General features: G+C 63.4%; 12 protein-coding genes and 1 pseudogene. 9 read left to right on the forward strand and 4 right to left on the reverse strand.

The window, feature by feature from the left end:
- Nucleotides 1-540, reverse strand: a pseudogene (locus tag EN990_RS23340) (hypothetical protein); the annotation flags it as partial.
- A 3-nt stretch (nucleotides 541-543) separates the two neighbouring features.
- On the reverse strand, nucleotides 544-2472 hold the full coding sequence (locus EN990_RS23345; RefSeq protein ID WP_127388396.1) for an autotransporter assembly complex family protein: 1929 nt from the start codon (nucleotides 2470-2472) through the stop codon (nucleotides 544-546).
- Between the two features lie 272 nt (nucleotides 2473-2744).
- Here EN990_RS23345 and EN990_RS23350 point away from each other — a divergent pair, with 272 nt between their 5' ends.
- The 9 genes from EN990_RS23350 (at nucleotide 2745) to EN990_RS23390 (ending at nucleotide 17578) form a co-directional block, all read left to right on the forward strand.
- On the forward strand, nucleotides 2745-8243 hold the full coding sequence (locus EN990_RS23350) for an alpha-2-macroglobulin family protein (RefSeq protein ID WP_127388397.1): 5499 nt from the start codon (nucleotides 2745-2747) through the stop codon (nucleotides 8241-8243).
- 174 nt (nucleotides 8244-8417) lie between these two features.
- Nucleotides 8418-10499, forward strand: a complete 2082-nt coding sequence (pbpC, locus tag EN990_RS23355; protein ID WP_127369685.1) for a penicillin-binding protein 1C — start codon at nucleotides 8418-8420, stop codon at nucleotides 10497-10499.
- Nucleotides 10500-10564: 65 nt separating this feature from the next.
- Nucleotides 10565-11464: a M15 family metallopeptidase gene (locus EN990_RS23360; protein WP_127385290.1), complete on the forward strand. Its 900-nt coding sequence runs from the start codon at nucleotides 10565-10567 to the stop codon at nucleotides 11462-11464.
- Nucleotides 11465-11684: 220 nt separating this feature from the next.
- The gene (locus EN990_RS23365; RefSeq protein WP_013530876.1) at nucleotides 11685-12710 is read left to right on the forward strand and encodes a sulfate ABC transporter substrate-binding protein; all 1026 of its coding nucleotides are present in this window, start codon (nucleotides 11685-11687) and stop codon (nucleotides 12708-12710) included.
- Between the two features lie 21 nt (nucleotides 12711-12731).
- Nucleotides 12732-13583 (forward strand): sulfate ABC transporter permease subunit CysT, encoded by an 852-nt coding sequence (gene cysT / locus EN990_RS23370; protein WP_013530875.1) that lies wholly within the window; start codon nucleotides 12732-12734, stop codon nucleotides 13581-13583.
- Nucleotides 13576-14460, forward strand: a complete 885-nt coding sequence (cysW, locus tag EN990_RS23375; protein WP_013530874.1) for a sulfate ABC transporter permease subunit CysW — start codon at nucleotides 13576-13578, stop codon at nucleotides 14458-14460. The genes cysT and cysW overlap by 8 nt, the downstream gene beginning before the upstream one ends.
- A gap of 13 nt (nucleotides 14461-14473) precedes the next feature.
- Nucleotides 14474-15514, forward strand: coding sequence for a sulfate/molybdate ABC transporter ATP-binding protein (locus EN990_RS23380; RefSeq protein ID WP_013530873.1), 1041 nt, complete (start codon nucleotides 14474-14476; stop codon nucleotides 15512-15514).
- Between the two features lie 371 nt (nucleotides 15515-15885).
- Entirely contained in the window at nucleotides 15886-16872 is a 987-nt protein-coding gene (locus EN990_RS23385; RefSeq protein WP_013530872.1) for a sulfate ABC transporter substrate-binding protein, read from the forward strand.
- A 256-nt stretch (nucleotides 16873-17128) separates the two neighbouring features.
- Nucleotides 17129-17578 (forward strand): Rrf2 family transcriptional regulator, encoded by a 450-nt coding sequence (locus EN990_RS23390; protein ID WP_013530871.1) that lies wholly within the window; start codon nucleotides 17129-17131, stop codon nucleotides 17576-17578.
- Nucleotides 17579-17692: 114 nt separating this feature from the next.
- Here the strand turns inward: EN990_RS23390 and EN990_RS23395 are convergent, their stop codons facing one another.
- On the reverse strand, nucleotides 17693-18562 hold the full coding sequence (locus tag EN990_RS23395) for an NmrA family NAD(P)-binding protein (protein WP_127385292.1): 870 nt from the start codon (nucleotides 18560-18562) through the stop codon (nucleotides 17693-17695).
- Nucleotides 18563-18605: 43 nt separating this feature from the next.
- Nucleotides 18606-19028, reverse strand: a complete 423-nt coding sequence (locus EN990_RS23400) for a DoxX family protein (protein WP_127370100.1) — start codon at nucleotides 19026-19028, stop codon at nucleotides 18606-18608.
- Between the last annotated feature and the right edge of the window lie 109 nt (nucleotides 19029-19137).

Raw genomic sequence — 19137 nt, forward strand, 5'->3', positions numbered from 1 at the left:
GTTGAGCACCGTCTCGACCGCCAGAGGCGCGGCATCGGCCTTGAGCATGCCCCTGGCGGCAAGTTCGGCGATGCCGCTGCCGGCAAGGTCTTGGCCAAGCGCGATCTCGGGCAGGTCGATCTGCTTGATGTCGATGGAAACCGGCAGCGTCGTCGTGCCGCCGCTCGGCGCCGGCTGCGTGCTGGCCACCGGCAATCGCGCCAGCTCAATGCGCTCGGCGGCGATACGGTCGGCGCTGAAGTTTTTCGACAGCAGCGCCAGCGGCGACCAGTCGACGGCCACCTTGCGCGCCACCAGCCAGGCACCCTCGCGATCCTCCAGCACGACATGGTCGACGCTGAGGGCTCCCGACCAGATGCCGTCTATGCCGCTGACCGTGATCTTGCGGTCGTCGGTCGATGCCAGCCGCGAAATGATGCCGGCGAGATTGTCGCGGCCGCGCTCGGTCTTGGTTAGCACCACCAGCGCGCCGATCGCTCCCGCAATCACGATCAGCAGGGTGTAGAGAACAATGCGGAGGATGCGCCAGACTGTTTTCATCGCTCAGAATGCCTGTCCGATGCCGGCATAGATGCCGAAATGCGGATCGCCCGGATCGCGGTTGAGCGGCACGGCCGCGTCGATGCGCAGCGGCCCGAACGGCGTGACATAGCGCAGGCCGACGCCGGCGCCGACCTTGACATCGGAGAAATCGGGAACCGATTTGGTCGACACGGTGCCGGCATCGACGAACGGCACGATGCCGATCGTGTCGGTGATGGCGATGCGCATCTCGACCGAGGTTTCGAAGAAGGACAGGCCGCCGATCGGCTGGCCGGTGAAATCCTTCGGACCGATGCCCTGATAGGCGTAGCCGCGCACCGAACCGCCGCCGCCGGAATAGAAGCGCCGGTCGGCCGGCACATTCTGAAGCCCGGTGCCGACGATCGACCCGATGGCGACACGTTCGGCCAGCACGAACTTGGAAGCCGAATCCAGCGACTGATAGGCCGATCCCTCGCCCTTGAGCTTCAGGAAGGCCGCACCATTCAAAATGTCGTAGCTCGGCTCGGCATAGGCCAGCACCCGGAAGCCGCTGGTCGGGTTCAGGCGGTTGTCCCTGTTGTCGTAGACATATTGCAGCGGAATGCTGGCGATCAGGTATTTGTGCTTGCCGAAAGCGTCGTGGATGCGGGAATAGTCGAGCGCCACCTCGGCGGAAACCGTCTGCTTCTTGGTCAGTTCGTAGGACAGGCCGGCGCTGCCCTTGACCGAGAAATGGTCATAGGCATCAGGATGTTCGAGCACCGTCTTGACGCCGGCGAAGAACTTCGATGCCGGTCCGATCACACCGGGTTTCTCGAACATGATACCGGCATTGTAGTTGAGTTCGCCGAGATCGTTGCTGCCAATGCCGCTGATCTTGCCATCGATGCGCAGCTTCTCGGCCCGGCCGAACAAATTGCGGTGGCCCCAATAGCCCTCAAGGCCCAGCCCCTCGGTGTTGGAAAAAGTGCCGCCGACGCCGAAATAGCGTGGCTTGCGCTCGCTGACCTGGACGCCGATCGGAATGTTGCCGTCGGCATCGAGCTTGTCGGCTTCCTTGAACGTCACGCTGTTGAAGACCTCGAGCGCCAGCAACCGGTCGCGCGCATCGTCGATCTCTTGCGGCGAGTATTGCCGGCCGCGCTTGAGGCCGGTCATGTATTCGGTGAAGTCGCGGTCGACCTTCTCGGTGCCTTCCACGGTGGTCGGGCCATAGCCGGCGACCGGTCCGGCGGCGACCGTCAGCGTCACGTCGAGCGTCGAGGTGGCATGGTCGGCGACGATCTGGCGGTCCGTCACCTCTGCCAGCGGCCTGCCTTGCTCCTTCAGCGTCCGCACGATCAGCGCCTCGGCCTTGAGCACTGCGCCGGATCCGGCGTCGCCGCCTGATATCAGGCCATAATCGGCGCTCATCAGTCCTGCCGCGTCGCCTTGCAGCCTGATATTGCCCAAGGTGAATTTCGGCCCGGTAGCAATGTCGATCGCCACGGGAACCGGCTGCGGACCCTTGAATTCGGCATCCGGCGGCAAATCGTCGAGCGGCTTGCCGTCGATGGTGACGGTGACGACGCCTTCGTAGCGGGCATCGGCATAGAGCGCGGCGACAAGCTGTTCTCGGTCGCTGCGCGCCTTGGCCATCAGCCCGAGCGAGCCTGAAACCGGACGCTCCTCGTCGCTCTTCAGCGCCGTGGCATTTTCGAGCTTCTTGACCAGGTCCTTGTCCGCGTCGGGGGCATTGATGGTCACGGCGTAGCGCAGAGGATCGACGATGTCGGCCTCCTCGTCGCTGGACGATCCCCACAGCTTGATGCCGAAAAGCTCGAAAGCGGCCGCCGGGGGCGATTCGGCGACGAGCACGGTCGAGCACATCATGGCCAGCAGCAGGGCGCGCGGAAGCGCACGCCCTGGCGCGCGACCTCCTGACATCTGCTCTTCATGCGCCGGCATTAAGACAACCTAGGTTACAAAACTAAAATTGGAATGAAGTTCTGAAGCGCTCGTAAAGGGGCCACAATCCAATTGTCTGAAATAGGACGGGCTTGGAATTCACACCTTTTGCGTCGCCGCAAGAAAGCGTGATCCCCTGTCCTATGGAGGTACTACCGGTCATCGACCGGAAAGGAAACCGTTGGCAGGCGGACCCCTGCCGCGTCCTTGTGTTGACAAGCCTGACTGAAGCTTGATCATGCCCGGACGTCAGCTGTGTCTGGAGGGGTGTTATGGCAATGCGCGCGGCTCGTGGTCTTTCGATTCTGATTCTCCTGTTTTTTGCCTGGGCCAATGTCCTGGCCTGGAGCAGCGTCTCGCAGGCGGCCGAAGCCCGGCGTATCGCGACAACGGACAATTCCGATTATTTCGGCTTTGATCTCAGGTCCGACCAGAATGTGACAATCGACCAGTGCAAGACGACATGCCTGGGAGACCCGGCCTGCCGCGCCTTCACCTACAATAAAAAGGCCAAATGGTGCTTCCTCAAATCCGACTACAACCAGTTGAAAACCTTCAATGGCGCGGTCGCCGGCAAGGTCGTCAACATCGATGGCGATCCTGATATCGGCGCGCCGCCGGAACTCGCCTTCTTCCCCAACTGGATGGCCGACCAGGCCCAGCAATACCGCAACAAGCTGCTCGGCCCGGCCTATGACAAGCCGACAGAAGGCATGGCTGCCTTGCTGAGTGCCGCCGAACAGGCCGTGCTGACCGGCGACCACCGCTCCGCCATGCTGAAATACGAGGCCGCTGTCTCGGTACTGCCCGATGATGGCCAGCTCTGGCTCAACCTGGCGCGTGAAACGCTGGCCGTGCAGCCCGCCGCCAGCACATCCGAAGCTTCCACTTTGCCGACGAACGGCACTTCGGCCGCATTCAATGCCTATAAACTACTGCGCACCACCAAGACGCGCGCCGAAGTGCTGGCGCTGCTCGGCAACGGCCTCGACAAGCGCGATCTCTACCGGCCGGCGCTGCAGGCCTATGAGGCGAGCCTTGCCCTGAATCCGTCGCCGGCGGTCCAGGCCGACTATGCCGATCTGAAGGCGCGCAAGGGTTTCCGCGTTATCGACCACACCATCGACGCCGACACCAGCGCGCCGCGCATCTGCGCGCAATTCTCCGAGGATCTGGTCAAGACCGGCGTCGATTACGCGCAATTCGTCACTGTCGACAATGCACCGCCCAAGGGCGTCGAGGCCAAGGACAAGCAGATCTGCGTCGAAGGGCTGGAGCATGGCCAGCACTACGACGTCACCTTCCGCGCCGGCCTGCCGGCGGCAATCGGCGAAGTGACCGCGGCACCCGTGGTGCTGTCGATCTATGTCCAGGACCGCGCACCGTCCGCCCGCTTCACCGGTGATAGCTTCGTGCTGCCGGCCGGCGCGCGCCGTGGCATTCCGATCGTTACCGTCAACATGAACGCTGCCGAGATGAAGCTCTATCGCATCGGCGATCGTTCGCTCGCCCAGCTTCTGTCGGGCTACCAGTTCCTGCACCAGCTGGACGGCTATGACATCTCCAACATTTCCGAGCAGATGGGCGCGCCGGTCTGGCAAGGCCAGCTCGACATCGCCAATGACCTCAACAAGGAGGTCACCACCTCCTTCCCGGTCGACGAGGCGGTGCCGCAGCGCAAGCCCGGCGTCTACGTGCTGACCGCCCAGGCCGTCAACGACAAGAGCGACGACTACAACTCGATGGCCACGCAATGGTTCGTCGTCTCCGACATCGGCCTGTCGACCTATACCGGTCAGGACGGGCTCAATGTCTTTGCCCGTTCGCTGGGCAGCGCCAAGCCGATCGCCGGCGCCGAACTGACGCTGGTCGCCAGGAACAATGAGGTTCTGGGCACGGCGACGTCGGATGCCGACGGCCATGCCGTCTTCAACCCCGGCCTGACGCGCGGCGACGGCGGCATGGTGCCGGCCGTGCTGATGGCAAAGCAGGGCGACAATGACTTCGTCTTCCTCGACATGGGCCGGGCCGGCTTCGACCTGTCCGACCGCGGCGTCACCGGGCGCGCGGCGCCAGGTGCGCTCGACGTCTATGCCTGGACCGAACGCGGTATCTACCGCGCCGGCGAGGATGTTCATGTCGCCGCACTTGCTCGCGACGGTGCCGCCAAGGCGGTCGAAAACCTGCCGTTGACCTTCATCTTCTCGCGCCCCGACGGCGTCGAGGACCGCCGTATCGTCAGCGACGGCGCATCGGCCGGCGGCCATGCCGTCGACCTGCCGCTCGCCCCCAACGCCATGCGCGGCACCTGGTCGGTGTCGATCTACACCGATCCCAAGCAGCCCGCGGTGGCCAGCCAGATGTTCCTGGTCGAGGATTTCGTGCCGGATCGCATCGAATTCGACATGAAGGCCGACAAGCAGGAAATCGCCCAGGGCGAAACCGCCAACATCGACATTGACGGCCGCTTCCTCTATGGCGCGCCGGCAGCAGGCCTGGCGCTGGAAGGCGAGCTGACGCTGTCGACGTCGCGCGACTGGGACCGTTTCCAGGGCTTTTCCTTCGGTCTCGCCGACGAGCAGTCGGCCGAACCCACGGTCACCCCCCTCGCCGATCTGCCGGTGGTTGGCGATGACGGCAAGGTGACCTTCCCGGTCTCCGTCGACCAACTGCCCTCGACCACCAAGCTGGTCGACGCCAAGGTGACGGTCAGGATGCGTGAAACCGGCGGCCGCGCCATCGAGCGCTCGCTCAACATCGGCATCCGCCCGCAGGGCCATATGATCGGCATTCGTCCGGATTTCGCCGACAATGAAGTGCCGCAGGGCGGCACGGCCAAGTTCAGCCTGATCGCCGTCGATCCCGACGGCAAGCGTGAGGCGCTGAAAGGCGCGCAATGGACGCTGGTCAAGGTCGAACGCAATTACCAGTGGTACCGCTCCAACAATTCGTGGAATTACGAGCCGGTTACCTTCACCAAGTCGATCGCCAACGGCCAGGTCGACCTCAACGCCGACGGCGACGCAACGGTCTCCGTGCCGGTCGATTGGGGTCAGTACAGGCTCGAGGTTGAAACCGCCGATCCCGAAGGACCGGCGACCAGCTACGAGTTCGACGCCGGCTGGTATGTCTCCTCGACCACCACCGAAACGCCTGACGGCCTCGAAATCGCCCTCGACAAGGACAATTATGCCGCCGGCGAAGTGGCCAAGCTGAAAATCTCGCCGCATTTTGCCGGCGAACTCTTGATCAACATCGGCTCCGACAAGCTGTTGAAGACCATCACGGCGTCAGTGCCGGCCGGCGGCAGCACCGTCGACATTCCGGTCGGCGACGACTGGGGCGCCGGCGCCTATGTCACCGCAACCCTGTTCCGGCCGGGCGATGCGCAGGAGACGCGCATGCCGGCCCGCGCCATCGGCGTGAAATGGCTGAAGGTCGATCCGGGTTCGAAGAAGCTCGCCATCACCTTGACGCCACCGGACAAGACCATGCCGCGCCAGCAGCTGTCGATCCCGGTTTCGGTCGCCGGCGTGCAGCCGGGCAGCAATGCCTATGTCATGGTTGCCGCCGTCGATGTCGGCATCCTCAACCTGACCAACTACAAGGCGCCGGATCCGGAGAACTGGTTCTTCGGCCAGCGCATGCTGGGCATGGAAATCCGCGACATCTACGGTCGCCTGATCGACGGTTCTCTGGGCAACGCCGGCAAGCTCAGGACCGGCGGCGACGGCGCCAACATGCAGGCGCAAGGCAGCCCGCCGACCGAAAAGCTTGTCGCCTTCTTTTCCGGCGTCGTCGAGCTTGACGCCGACGGCAAGGCGCGGGTCGACTTCGACATCCCGCAGTTCAACGGCACCGTGCGCGTCATGGCCGTCGCCTGGACCAAGGACGCGGTCGGCCACGCCCAGTCCGACGTGATCGTGCGCGATCCCGTGGTCATCACCGCCGGCCTGCCGCGCTTCCTGGCGCCTGGTGACGCCGCCGTTATGCGCCTCGACGTCGCCGACACCGACGGTCCGGCCGGCGACTATGCGTTCTCGATCGAAACGACGGGCGACCTGTCGACGGGCGACAAGCCCCTGCCCCAGAAGCTGACGCTCGCCCAGGGCAAGCGCCAGACGCTGACCGTGCCGCTGATCGCTCAGACGGCCGGCAATGCCTCGCTCACCATCAAGCTTGCCCATGCCGACGGTACCAAGGTCGAGCAGACGCTCTATGTGCCGGTGCGCCCGGCGCAATTACCGGTCACCACCCGCCTGGTGGTCGACCTCAAGGGCGATGGCGGCGCGCTTCGCGTCGACAAGGAGCTGCTCGCGGCAAGCCTGCTCGACGGCGCCTCTGTCAGCGTCGGCGTTTCGCAGGCTGCCGCCTTCGACGTGCCTTCGCTGCTGATGACGCTCGACCGCTACCCCTATGGGTGCGCCGAGCAGACCACCAGCCGCGCCATGCCGCTTCTCTACGTCAATGAATTGGCGTCCGGCATCGGCATGGCCAGCGATCCCGATATCCATGGCCGCATCCAGGACGCCATCTACAAGGTTCTGAGCTACCAGGCCTCGGGCGGCAGCTTCGGCCTGTGGGGCCCGGGCTCCGGCGATCTGTGGCTCGATGCCTATGTCACCGACTTCCTGACCAGGGCGCGCGAGCAGAAGTACGACGTGCCGAGCCTGGCCATGAACCAGGCGCTCAGCAACCTGCAGAACTCACTCGGCTACGACCAGAGCGTCCAGGACCGGGGCAGCGAGATCGCCTACGCCCTCTACGTTCTGGCCCGCAACAAGAAGGCCTCGATCGGCGACCTGCGCTACTATGCGGACACGCAGCTCGAAGCTTTTTCCAGCCCGATGGCCGTTGCCCAGCTGGCGGCAAGCCTGGCGCTCTACGGCGATACACCGCGTGCGGAATCGACGTTCAAGACTGCCCTGCAGTTGGCCAAGTCGACCACCGACTACGACTACTACCGCTCCGACTACGGTTCGCGGCTGCGTGATGGCGCGGCGATGCTGGCGTTGGCGGCGGAATCCAAGCCGGTACCGACAATCGTGCCGGAGCTGATCAGGCTGGTGACCAAGGAACGCGCCGAAGCCCGCTGGACCAGCACCCAGGACGAATCCTGGATGCTGCTGGCGGCCCGCGCGCTGAAAGAAGGCAATGATACGATCACGCTGACCGTCAATGGCGCGGCACATTCCGGCGGCTACTCCAACCAGGTCGAAGGCTCTGACCTTGTCGACAGCCCACTGACCATCGCCAACACCGGCAAGACCCCGCTGCAGGCCGTCGTCACCACGGTGGCGTCGCCGGTCCAGCCGCTGCCGGCCGGCGGCGACGGCTTCACAATCAGCCGCACTTACTACAAGCTCGACGGCACCGAAGCCAATGTCACGGAGGCGACTCAGAACGAACGCTATGTCGTCGTGCTCAAGGTCAACGAGCAGAACACATGGCCGTCGCGCCTGCTGGTCACCGACCTGTTGCCGGCCGGCTTCGAGATCGACAATCCCGGCCTGGTCTCCAGCGCCCAGTTGACGAACTTCTCGTGGCTTGCGCAGACCGATGCGGCCCATCTCGAATTCCGCGACGACCGTTTCGTCGCGGCATTCAACCCGGCCGACGGCGACCACGACCACAATCTGACCCTCGCCTATGTCGTGCGCGCCGTGACGCCGGGTACCTATGCGCACCCCGCGGCAACGGTGGAAGACATGTATCGGCCCCAATACTCGGCCCGCACCGCCACCGGCATGATGGAGATCAAGGCGCCGTAAGGCGCTGATGGTGATGGACGCGATGAGCAAAGTGCCCCCTCACCCGCCCTCCGCTTCGCTCGGTCGACCTCTCCCCGAGGGGAGAGGAGACGGCCAGCGCTGGCGCCAGTCTCTTCTCCCCACCGGAGAGAAGGCGGCCGCGAAGCGGCCGGATGAGGGGGCATCTTTACTGCCATGAAGATGCTTCGCAAATTCGCTGTTGGAGCGGCAGGGTGCGCCGGCATCCTCGCCCTTTCCGCCGCGTCCCTCTGGGAACTCGACCGCGCCTTCCCGCCCCCGCTTCCAGCCGAACTCACGGTCTCCACCGAAATCCAGGACCGCGATGGCCAGTTGTTGCGCGCCTTCGCCACGCCGGACGGCTACTGGCGGCTCGAAACCCGGCTCGACCAGGTCGACAAGCAATTCGTCGACATGCTGGTCACCTATGAAGACAAACGTTTCTGGGACCATGAGGGCGTCGACGTGCTGGCGCTGGCGCGCGCCGCCGGCCAGTTCGCCACCAGCGGCCACATCGTTTCCGGCGGCTCGACGCTTTCGATGCAGCTTGCCCGGCTGATCGAGCCGCGCGAAAGCCGCAGCCTCGGCTCCAAGATCAAGCAGATGCTGCGCGCCATCCAGATCGAACGGCGGCTGTCGAAACGCGAAATCCTCGAACGCTACCTGACGCTGGCGCCCTATGGCGGCAATCTGGAAGGCGTGCGCGCCGCCTCGCTGGCCTATTTCGGCAAGGAGCCGAAACGGCTCACCGTTTCCGAATCCGCCCTGCTCGTCGCCCTGCCGCAGCTGCCGGAAAAGCGGCGGCCCGACCGCAATTTGAAGATCGCCCACGCCGCCCGCGACCGGGTGCTGACCCGAATGGTCTCCTCCCGCCTGCTCGGCGAGCGCGAGGCCGCACGGGCCGCCCTCGACGATGTCTCGGACCTGCGCCGCACGCTGCCGGCGCTCGCCGCGCACGCCGCCTATGCGATGTTGCCCAAGGCCGTCCCCGGCCAGCCCTTGCAACTGACGATCCGCAAGAGCGTCCAGGAGGGGCTGGAACAGGTGGCGAGGGACGCCGCCACCAAGCTCGGCCCTCGCCTGTCGGTCGCCATGGTGCTGGCCGACTCCCGCACCGGCGACATCCTTGGCGAAGTCGGCTCGGCCAATTTCTTCGACGCCAGCCGCTCCGGCTGGATCGACATGACAAAGATCGTCCGCTCGCCCGGCTCGACGCTGAAGCCGTTCATCTACGGTCTTGCCTTCGAACAGGGCCTGGTGGCGCAGGAGACGCTGATCGATGACAGCCCTGTCGATTTCTCCGGCTACCGGCCGAAGAATTTCGACATGGGCTACCAGGGCGATGTCAGCATCCGGCAAGCGCTGCAACTGTCGCTCAACGTGCCGGCGATCCGCGTGCTCGACGCGGTCGGGCCAACGCGGCTGATGGCGCGCTTCCGCCAGGCCGGCGTCAGCCCCATACTGCCGGTCAACGAGGCGCCGGGCCTGGCCATCGGCCTTGGCGGCGTAGGCGTCACGCTGCGCGACCTCGTCCAGCTCTACACAGGGCTCGCCAATGGCGGCAAGACGCACACGCTGCATGACGGCACCGAGCCGGCCAATGCCGAGCGCACCAGCGCCACCATCCTCGACGGTCAGGCCAACTGGCAGATCATCGACATACTGTCGGGCGTCAAGCCGCCCGAGGGTGCCCTGCAGCGCGGCATTGCCTACAAGACCGGCACGTCCTACGGGTACCGCGACGCGTGGTCGGTCGGCTTCGACGGCCGCTATGTGCTCGGTGTCTGGGTCGGCCGTCCCGACGCCGGCGCGGTGCCCGGACTGTCCGGTTATGTCTCGGCCGCTCCCATCCTGTTCGACGGTTTTGTCCGCTCGGGCCTGGTCGCCGTCCCCTTGCCGGGCAAGCCGCCCGGACTGTTCAGCCCCAGGCGCGAGGACCTGCCGGTGACGCTCGCCCGCTTCGGCGCCGGAGCGGACGGCCTGGTGCAGGCGACAGTGACCGAACCCGCACCGACCATCATCTTCCCGCCCGACGGCGCCCGCGTCGATCTCGGCACCAATTCGGTCGACGCCTCGCCGCTGGTGCTGAAACTGCAAGGCGGCCGTGCGCCATTCCGCTGGCTGGCCAACGGCAAGCCGCTGGTGGGCATCGACCGTCGCCGCACCGCGACCTGGCAGCCCGACGGCGCCGGCTATTCGACGCTGACCGTCATCGACGCCGCGGGACGCGCGGCGAGCGTGAAGGTGTTTGTCGAATAGACGGCTGCAAGCGATTCGTGGAATTGGCTTTCCACAGGCTCAGCGGATAGCGGGATACTTCACCCATGCCTGTTCCGAGGCACCCCCCTCTGGCCGGCCGGCGATCTCCCCCGCAAGGAGGGCGATCGGATGTCCTTGCCGCTTTCGCCAGTTATCAATGGTGGAGCAGGACGCCAAAGCTGCCAATCTCCCCCCTTGCGGGGGAGATACCTGGCAAGGCAGAGGGGGGTGCCTCGCGCGATCCTTTCCTGTCGGCAGCCTCAGCACTGGCAGCAACAATCCTTGTCACGGCAATCACCCTCCCTGCTCTCGCTGACCCACTCCCCGCCGGCTTTGTCCGGCTCGCCGATGTCGACCCCTCGATCCGCCAGGACATCCGCTACGCCGGATCGGATAATTTTCTGCACCGCAAGGTGAACGGCTATGGCGCCCCGGTCTGCATCCTCACCGAGGATGCGGCGAAGGCACTCTCCGCTGTCCAGAAAGCGATCGCGGCCAAACACCTGACCCTGGTGGTGTTCGATTGCTACCGCCCTGCCCGCGCCGTCGCCGACATGGGCGAATGGACAAAACAGGGCGGGCCGCCCGATCCGCAATGGTATCCGGAGGTCAGGCGCAGCGACCTGATCGCCAAGGGCTATGTCGGAGAGTTGTCGACTCATTCACGTGGCTCGACCGTCGACGTCGCCGTCGCCCGGATGGACCGCAGGTCCAGCCCGAACCCGGCCTGCGGCACCGGGGATGCCGACACGCTCGATTTCGGTACCGGTTTCGACTGCTTTGATTCAATGAGCGAAACCGCATATCGCGGCCCTGCCAGTGAAGCGGCGGCAAATCGCAAGATGCTTGTCGAAGCCATGCGCGCGGGCCGCTTCAAGAACTATGCAAGGGAATGGTGGCACTTCACGCTGAAAAGCGAACCGTTCGCCAAACAGCGTTTCGACTTTCCCATCACCGCCGATTGAGGCACCGGATCAAATTCCACACCTTGCCTCGGCACTACCCATTGCTAGATAGGCTGAGTGGCAGGGCCATGGATTCTTCCTTTGGCCGCAAGAGGAAAATATTTCTCCAAAGGACGAAATGGCGCCGAACATTTTCTCAAGAGGGGCAAAAAAGGCAACATTGAATGCATCTAATTTCTACCAATTCGGTAGATTTGGCGCGGGTTCAACGGAGGCAGAAATGACCAAACCTCATTTCAGGAAACTGCTCGGCGCACTGGTCGCCACATCTGTCCAGTTCGGCACGCTCGGTTTCGCGTTTGCCGATACCACCATTCTCAACGTCTCCTACGATCCGACACGCGAGCTCTACAAGGCCTATGACGAAGCTTTCGTCGCCCATTGGAAGGCCGAGACCGGAGAGACGGTCACCGTCCAGCAGTCGCATGGCGGATCGGGCGCCCAGGCCCGCGCCGTGATCGACGGCCTCGACGCCGATGTGGTGACGCTGGCACTCGAAGGCGACATCAATGCCATCGTCTCGAAGTCGAAGAAGATCAATCCGGACTGGCGCACCAAATTCGAAAACAATTCGGCGCCCTACACCTCGACCATCATCTTCCTCGTGCGCAAGGGCAATCCCAAGGGCATTCACGACTGGAGCGACCTCGTCAAGGACGGTGTCCAGGTGATCACGCCCAATCCCAAGACGTCCGGCGGCGCGCGCTGGAACTATCTCGCCGCATGGGCCTACGCCAACGCCAATGACGGCGGCGACGAGACCAAGACCAAGGAGTTCGTCGGCAAGCTCTACGCCAATGCCCCGGTGCTCGACACCGGCGCGCGCGGCTCGACCGTGACCTTCGCGCAAAAGGGTCTCGGCGATGTGCTTATCGCCTGGGAAAACGAGGCCTATCTGGCGCTCGACGAGTTCGGTGCCGACAATTTCGACATCGTCTACCCGCCGACCTCCATCCTGGCAGAACCGCCGGTGGCAGTGGTCGACGCCAATGTCGATGCCAAGGGCACGCGCAAGATCGCCGAAGCCTATCTGAGCTGGCTCTATTCCAAAGAAGCGCAGACGATCATCGCCAAGAACCATTATCGTCCTGCCAAGCCCGATCTGGTGCCGGCCGAGGACCTCGCCAAGCTGCCGCCGATCAAACTTGTAACCATCGACGATCCACAGTTTGGTGGCTGGAAAAAAGCACAGCCTTATCATTTCGGCGATGGTGGTATATTCGACCAGATCTACAAGCCCCAGTAAGCAGTCGATATTCAGGACGACATGACCACAGCACCCGCCCAAGCGGGGTGGCGATTCAGGCAGCCGAGCGTCATTCCGGGTTTCGGATTGACGCTCGGCTTCTCGCTTGCCTACCTCACCCTCATCATCCTCATCCCGCTATCCGGGCTGCTCTGGCGCTCGGCCGCCCTTGGCTGGCCTGAATTCTGGGCGATCGCCACCGATCGCCGCACCATCAATGCGCTGAGAATCAGCTTCGGCACTGCCTTCGTCGCGGCTGCTGTCAACGTCGTCTTCGGCACGCTGGTCGCATGGGTGCTGGTGCGTTACCGCTTCCCCGGCCGCCGCATCGTCGATGCCATGGTCGATCTGCCCTTCGCCTTGCCGACGGCTGTGGCCGGCATCGCGCTGACCACGCTCTACGCGCCGAACGGCTGGATCGGCAAATTGCTGATGCCGCTCGGCATCAAGGTCGCCTATACCCCGCTGGGTATCGTCATCGCGCTGATCTTCATCGGCCTGCCCTTCGTCGTGCGCACCGTGCAGCCGATCATGGAGGAGATCGACAAGGAAGTGGAGGAAGCCGCGGCCACCCTTGGCGCCAATCGTTTCCAGATCATCACCCGCATCCTGTTTCCGGGCCTGGCGCCGGCCATCGTCACCGGCTTCGCGCTCGCCTTCGCGCGCGGCGTCGGCGAATACGGCTCGGTCATCTTCATAGCCGGCAACTTGCCCTACAAATCAGAGATCGCGCCGCTGCTGATCGTCATCCGGCTGGAGGAATACAATTACCCGGCGGCAACCGCGATTGCGGCGATCATGCTCGCCCTGTCATTCATCATGCTTTTGGTCGTCAATCTCGCACAGTCGTGGAGCCGCAAGCGCTATGGCTGATCCGGAGATCAAATCCTACGAACCGCACCATGAAAGCCAGTCGGCGGCGGTCACGGAAAGCCGCCCGGCGCGTCTGGCCCTGATGGCCGTCGCCTTTGCCTTCCTCGGCATTTTCCTGCTCTTGCCGCTGATCATCGTCTTCAACGAAGCCTTCGCCAAGGGCATCGGTGCCTACACCGAAGCGCTCGGCAATCCCGACACACGCTCGGCGATCCGGCTGACGCTGCTGGTCGCCGCGATCTCGGTACCGCTCAACATTGTGTTCGGCATCTCCGCCGCCTGGGCGATCGCCAAGTTCGAGTTCAAGGGCAAGGCCTTCCTGACCACGCTGATCGACCTTCCCTTCTCGGTCTCCCCGGTCATATCGGGCCTCGTCTATGTGCTTCTGTTCGGCGCCCAGGGGCTGCTCGGCACCTGGCTGAAAGCGCATGGCATCGTCATCCTGTTTGCCGTGCCGGGCATCGTGCTGGCCACAATCTTCGTCACCTTCCCCTTCGTCGCCCGCGAGTTGATCCCGCTGATGCAGGAGCAAGGCAATGGCGACGAGGAGGCAGCGCTTTCGCTTGGCGCCAATGGCTGGCAGACCTTCTGGTACGTGACCTTGCCCAACGTCAAATGGGGGCTGCTCTACGGCGTGCTCCTGTGCAATGCGCGCGCCATGGGCGAGTTCGGCGCGGTCTCGGTGGTGTCGGGCCATATACGCGGCCTGACCAACACCATGCCGCTGCATGTCGAAATCCTCTATAACGAGTACAACGCCGTCGGCGCCTTCGCCGTCGCTTCATTGCTTGCGGGCCTGGCGCTCGTCACGCTGGTCTTGAAAACACTTCTCGAGATGCGCTACGGCGCCGAGATCGCCGCGACGCGCGGACACTGACAGAGGGATTTGCATGGAAGTTCGCGTTGCCAACGTGCGCAAGGAGTTTGACCGGTTTCCGGCCCTCCACGACGTGTCGCTCGATATCAAGTCGGGCGAACTGATCGCGTTGCTGGGGCCGTCCGGCTCCGGCAAGACGACGCTGCTCAGGCTGATCGCCGGACTGGAGCGGCCGACGCGCGGAAACATCTTCTTCGGCGACGAGGACGCCTCGCACAAGTCGATCCAGGATCGCAATGTCGGCTTTGTCTTCCAGCACTATGCGCTGTTCCGGCACATGACGGTGGCCGACAATATCGGCTTCGGCCTGAAGGTCCGGCACGGGCCGTCGCGCCCCCCGGCGCAGGAGATTCGCCGCCGCGCCTCCGAGCTTCTGGACCTTGTCCAGCTGTCGGGGCTGGAAAAGCGCTATCCGGCGCAGCTTTCCGGCGGCCAGCGGCAGCGCGTGGCGCTGGCGCGGGCTATGGCCATCGAACCCAAGGTGCTGCTGCTCGACGAACCGTTCGGCGCGCTTGACGCGCAGGTGCGCCGGGAATTGCGCCGCTGGCTGCGCGAAATCCATGACGCCACCGGCCACACCACCGTCTTCGTCACCCACGACCAGGAAGAGGCGCTGGAGCTTGCCGACCGCGTCGTGGTGATGAGCCAGGGTCGCATCGAGCAGGTCGGCACCGCCGACGACATCTACGACACGCCGAACTCGCCCTTCGTCTACGGCTTCATCGGTGAATCGAGCTCGCTTCCCGTCAAAGTCGAGAATGGCGAGATCTGGCTCGCCGACCGTCCGATCGGGCTTGCCGCGCCCAACGAGCCCTCGGGCGATGCGACGCTCTACTTCCGCCCGCACGATGTCGAATTGCTGGACGGCTGCAGCGGCTGCATCGCCGGCACGGTCGCCGCCAGCCGCCGCGTCGCCGGCACGCGCCGGGTCGAGCTCGAGATCGGTGGTGAGCGTCAGCGGGTCGAAATCGAATTGCCGGTCGATCATCCCGCGGCGCAAAAAAGCCGGGTGGCGTTCCGCCCCGGCCGCTGGAAGCTTTTTCCGGCGGCTTGATTCTCGGCTCAAGCGCTACGCCAACCAGTTTTCGACCTTCAGATTCCTGATCCGGGTGAACTCTCCCGTGTTGGGCTGCGGTTGTTGCGAAACAGCTTCGCCTCCTTGGGCGGCGTTGTTGAATGACGGTTCTGGGGCATGGCGGCAGCTCTTTGTATATGCCTTTTGTATATGCCATGCAGCACCGCAAACAAGGCGCAGAAAAACTCCGACGAAGATAGCCATCTCCTGGAACAGAATTCCAACAGGTGCCAACTTAGGCGATATATTTTCCCACGACGAGGCCGCGAACCGACAGCGCATGCCTCGTCGCGCATGATACGTCACGGCTATGGTCCGACCATCAACGCATTGCATCGGAGCCTGTTTTCATGAAACGATTTTTCCTCGGGCTTGCCACCGTCGCCGGCCTGTTCCTTGCATCCTCCCAAGCCTGGTCGGCCGACAAACTGCTCAACGCATCCTATGATGTCGGCCGCGAACTGTTCGTGCAGGTCAACAAGGCTTTCATCGCCCAGCATCCGGGCGTCACCGTGGACCAGTCGCATGCCGGCACTTCGGCGCAGGCACGCGCCATCGCCGAGGGTCTTGGCGCCGACGTTGTTACCTTCAACCAGGTCATCGACATCGACTTCCTGGTCAAGAAGGGCCTCGTCTCGGCCGACTGGCAGAAGGATTTCCCTGACAATGCCTCGCCCTTCTATTCTCTGCCTTCGTTCCTTGTCCGCGCGGGCAACCCCAAGCACATCAAGGACTGGAACGATCTCGTGCGCGACGACGTGCAGGTGATCTTCCCAAACCCGAAAACATCCGGCAATGCGCGCTACACCTATCTGGCGGCCACCGCCTACGCCAAGGAAGCCTTCAAGGGCGATGACGCCAAGGTGAAAGAGTTCATCACCAAGCTGTTCAACAACGTGCCGATCTTCGACACCGGCGGCCGCGCCGCGACCACCACCTTCGTGCAGCGCGAGATCGGTGATGTGCTGATCACCTTCGAGTCGGAGACGCGCGGCATCCGCAAGGAGTATGGCGACGACAAGTTCGAGCAGGTTACGCCTTCGGTCAGCCTGCTGGCCGAATTCCCGGTCGCCATCGTCGACAAGGTTGCCGACGATCACGGCACGCGCGATCTGGCCAAGACCTATCTCGACTTCCTCTACACACCGGAGGGCCAGGACATCGCCGCCCGCAACGGCCTCAGAGCCCGCGACGCCGCTGTGGCGGCGAAATACAAGGCCGATTTCCCCGATGTCCGGCTGCTGACGGTGGAAGACGTTTTCGGCGGCTGGGACAAGGTGCAGAAAGAGCATTTCGCCGCCGGCGGCCTGCTCGACCAGACCTACGGCAGCCGCTGAGGCAGCGATACCTGCACAGCAGACGAAAAAGCCGGCGCGCTGCCGGCTTTTTTCGTTTTTGAACGCCGATAACCTGGTTATCAGCGGAATATCCGCGTTCTCAGTGCAAAACGTTACAAAGAATCAACGCGTTTATGCCTAACGTGCAATTGGGTGGCTGTTTCGCGAAACATCACCGCGCGGCGAAGACGTCATTATTTGCACACAAACAGTCGCCAGATGCGAGTGGTTGGGGCTTTTATGGGTTGATCTGGGCATGCTGACAAAAAAAGGCAAATACGGCCTCAAGGCCCTCGTGCATCTGTCTGGCCTGCCGGCCGGCCAATTGGCCTTCGTCAATGACATCGCTGTGGCCAACAACATCCCGAAGAAATTCCTCGATGCCATTCTGGGCGAGTTGCGCAATGCCGGCTTCGTCCAGAGCCGCAAAGGCAAGGAAGGCGGCTACCGCCTTGCCCGGCCGGCCTCCGAAATCAAGATCGGCCATGTCGTGCGCGTGCTTGACGGGCCGCTGGCGCCAATCCCTTGCGCCAGCCGCACGCAGTATCAACGCTGCGAGGATTGCGACGAGGCGACCTGCCAGGTCCGCCACATGATGCTGGAGGTGCGGCAGGCAATCGCCGAAGTGCTGGATAATCGCAGCCTCGCCGCCATGCGCGATGCCGACAATGACGATTTCCCGGTCGAGCTGACGTCGCAGATCTAAACCACCGACTTCAAGCCGATCGCGTTCAGATAGAGATTCCTGCATTGAAGGAGAGGTTCTCCAAATCTCGGGTTGCGAAGCTCGAAATCACGGAGAACCTCATGCAGTTTTGGCCTATCCGTTCACATTAGACGCGGCCTCGAATACAGCGCGTGCGGACGTCGTACCCGCTACGTGCTCCGTACCCACCACACCGAGGTCCATCCATCCCGCATTCACGGCCTCGAACATTTCTTCGGCAGGTCCGGAGTGACCCTTCGGGATGCCGAATTGCTCGAACGCTTCCGCCCACCCCGCACGCGGAATTGCAAAGGCTTTCACGGCGAGATTCAGGACTTCACCCAACTGCTCCGCGACTTCATCCGCGGTGACCATCGAACCGATCTCGACGATGCGCTGCCCTGACCACGTCGACCCGGTCAAAAGGGTTGCGACCTCTGCGCCGATGTCGTTCGTCGCAACCATGGTCGATTTCCGGTTTGTCGGATTGTAGTAGACCGGTAGCATTCCGCCCTGCGCGACCTGCAAGCCGTAGAGGAAATTTTCGAAGAATCCCCCCGCGCGCACAAATGCGGTTGGCGATGTCAGGCCGCGAAACCCTTGCTCCAGAAGCGACAAGGCCGCGATCACCCCGTGCCCGCTTGTTCTGTTCGCACCCATCGACGAAAGCGCGACCACTCGCGGCGGCGCTGCCTTGGTCAGAGCCTCGACATAGCTAGCAATCACGCTCCTCGCTTCTTTGTAATCGGGCGACGGCGCCCAGACAGGGGGCAACATGACGAACGCGCCTTCGACGCCTTTGAGGGCTCGCTCGATGGCTGCCGAATCATTCCAGTCGCCGTCTACCAGTTCCACGCCCTGGTTCGCCCAATTGGCCGCCTTGTCGCGGTTGCGGATGAGTGCGCGTACCTCCTTGCCGTGCGCCAGCAGATGCTCTGCCGTTGCGCCGCCAACTTTTCCCGTGATTCCCATTACTAGGAACATGTGTTTTCTCCTGATGTCGGGGGACAGAGCTGCCCCTGTTGGTTCAATGGATGAGCGGCAGAATGGCCCGGATACGGGGATCGCGGAGATAGAGGCCGCCCCAGGTCATCGCGCCCAGAAGCAGGGAGATGATTTCCGGCGGCGACCCCAACTCACCGATGCGAAGATGGGCGCAGATGGCACCTCCCAAAAAGCCCGTCACCAGGATCGCGCCGAGGACGGCGGTGACCGGGATGGCGTAGAGGATGGCGCAGGCGAGGATGATCGGACCCACGACACGGGTCAGGTCCATCGCCAACCCGGTTTCCTGCAACATGCTGGCGATCTGTGCCGGCGCGAAAAGCTGAACAGTGCCATCTGCCGTCAGGGCGATGACGACAAACGCGCTCATGATCCGGCCGGCCCACAGGGCGCGATGCAAGGTCATAATTTCCGGTGTCTGATGCAGGTTCACAGTTTCGGACACTTGTCATTCTCCGATGGGGAGATCCCATATTCGAAGCTTACTGTGCCTCTCAACTGTGATAAATGCCGAGGAAATGAACCAACTGTTCTCTTTTTGGGGAACAATCCGA

It is taken from the genome of Mesorhizobium sp. M7A.F.Ca.US.005.03.1.1, assembly GCF_003997975.1.
In the GTDB taxonomy this organism is placed as follows: Bacteria; Pseudomonadota; Alphaproteobacteria; order Rhizobiales; family Rhizobiaceae; genus Mesorhizobium; species Mesorhizobium ciceri.

Coding starts and splice junctions, on each gene's coding strand:
- EN990_RS23345 (WP_127388396.1), bottom strand. CDS start 2,472: ATGCCGGCGCATGAAGAGCAGATGTCAGGAGGTCGCGCGCCAGGGCGT.
- pbpC (WP_127369685.1), top strand. CDS start 8,418: ATGAAGATGCTTCGCAAATTCGCTGTTGGAGCGGCAGGGTGCGCCGGC.
- EN990_RS23395 (WP_127385292.1), bottom strand. CDS start 18,562: ATGTTCCTAGTAATGGGAATCACGGGAAAAGTTGGCGGCGCAACGGCA.
- EN990_RS23360 (WP_127385290.1), top strand. CDS start 10,565: ATGCCTGTTCCGAGGCACCCCCCTCTGGCCGGCCGGCGATCTCCCCCG.
- cysW (WP_013530874.1), top strand. CDS start 13,576: ATGGCTGATCCGGAGATCAAATCCTACGAACCGCACCATGAAAGCCAG.
- EN990_RS23385 (WP_013530872.1), top strand. CDS start 15,886: ATGAAACGATTTTTCCTCGGGCTTGCCACCGTCGCCGGCCTGTTCCTT.
- EN990_RS23350 (WP_127388397.1), top strand. CDS start 2,745: ATGGCAATGCGCGCGGCTCGTGGTCTTTCGATTCTGATTCTCCTGTTT.
- EN990_RS23390 (WP_013530871.1), top strand. CDS start 17,129: ATGCTGACAAAAAAAGGCAAATACGGCCTCAAGGCCCTCGTGCATCTG.
- cysT (WP_013530875.1), top strand. CDS start 12,732: ATGACCACAGCACCCGCCCAAGCGGGGTGGCGATTCAGGCAGCCGAGC.
- EN990_RS23380 (WP_013530873.1), top strand. CDS start 14,474: ATGGAAGTTCGCGTTGCCAACGTGCGCAAGGAGTTTGACCGGTTTCCG.
- EN990_RS23365 (WP_013530876.1), top strand. CDS start 11,685: ATGACCAAACCTCATTTCAGGAAACTGCTCGGCGCACTGGTCGCCACA.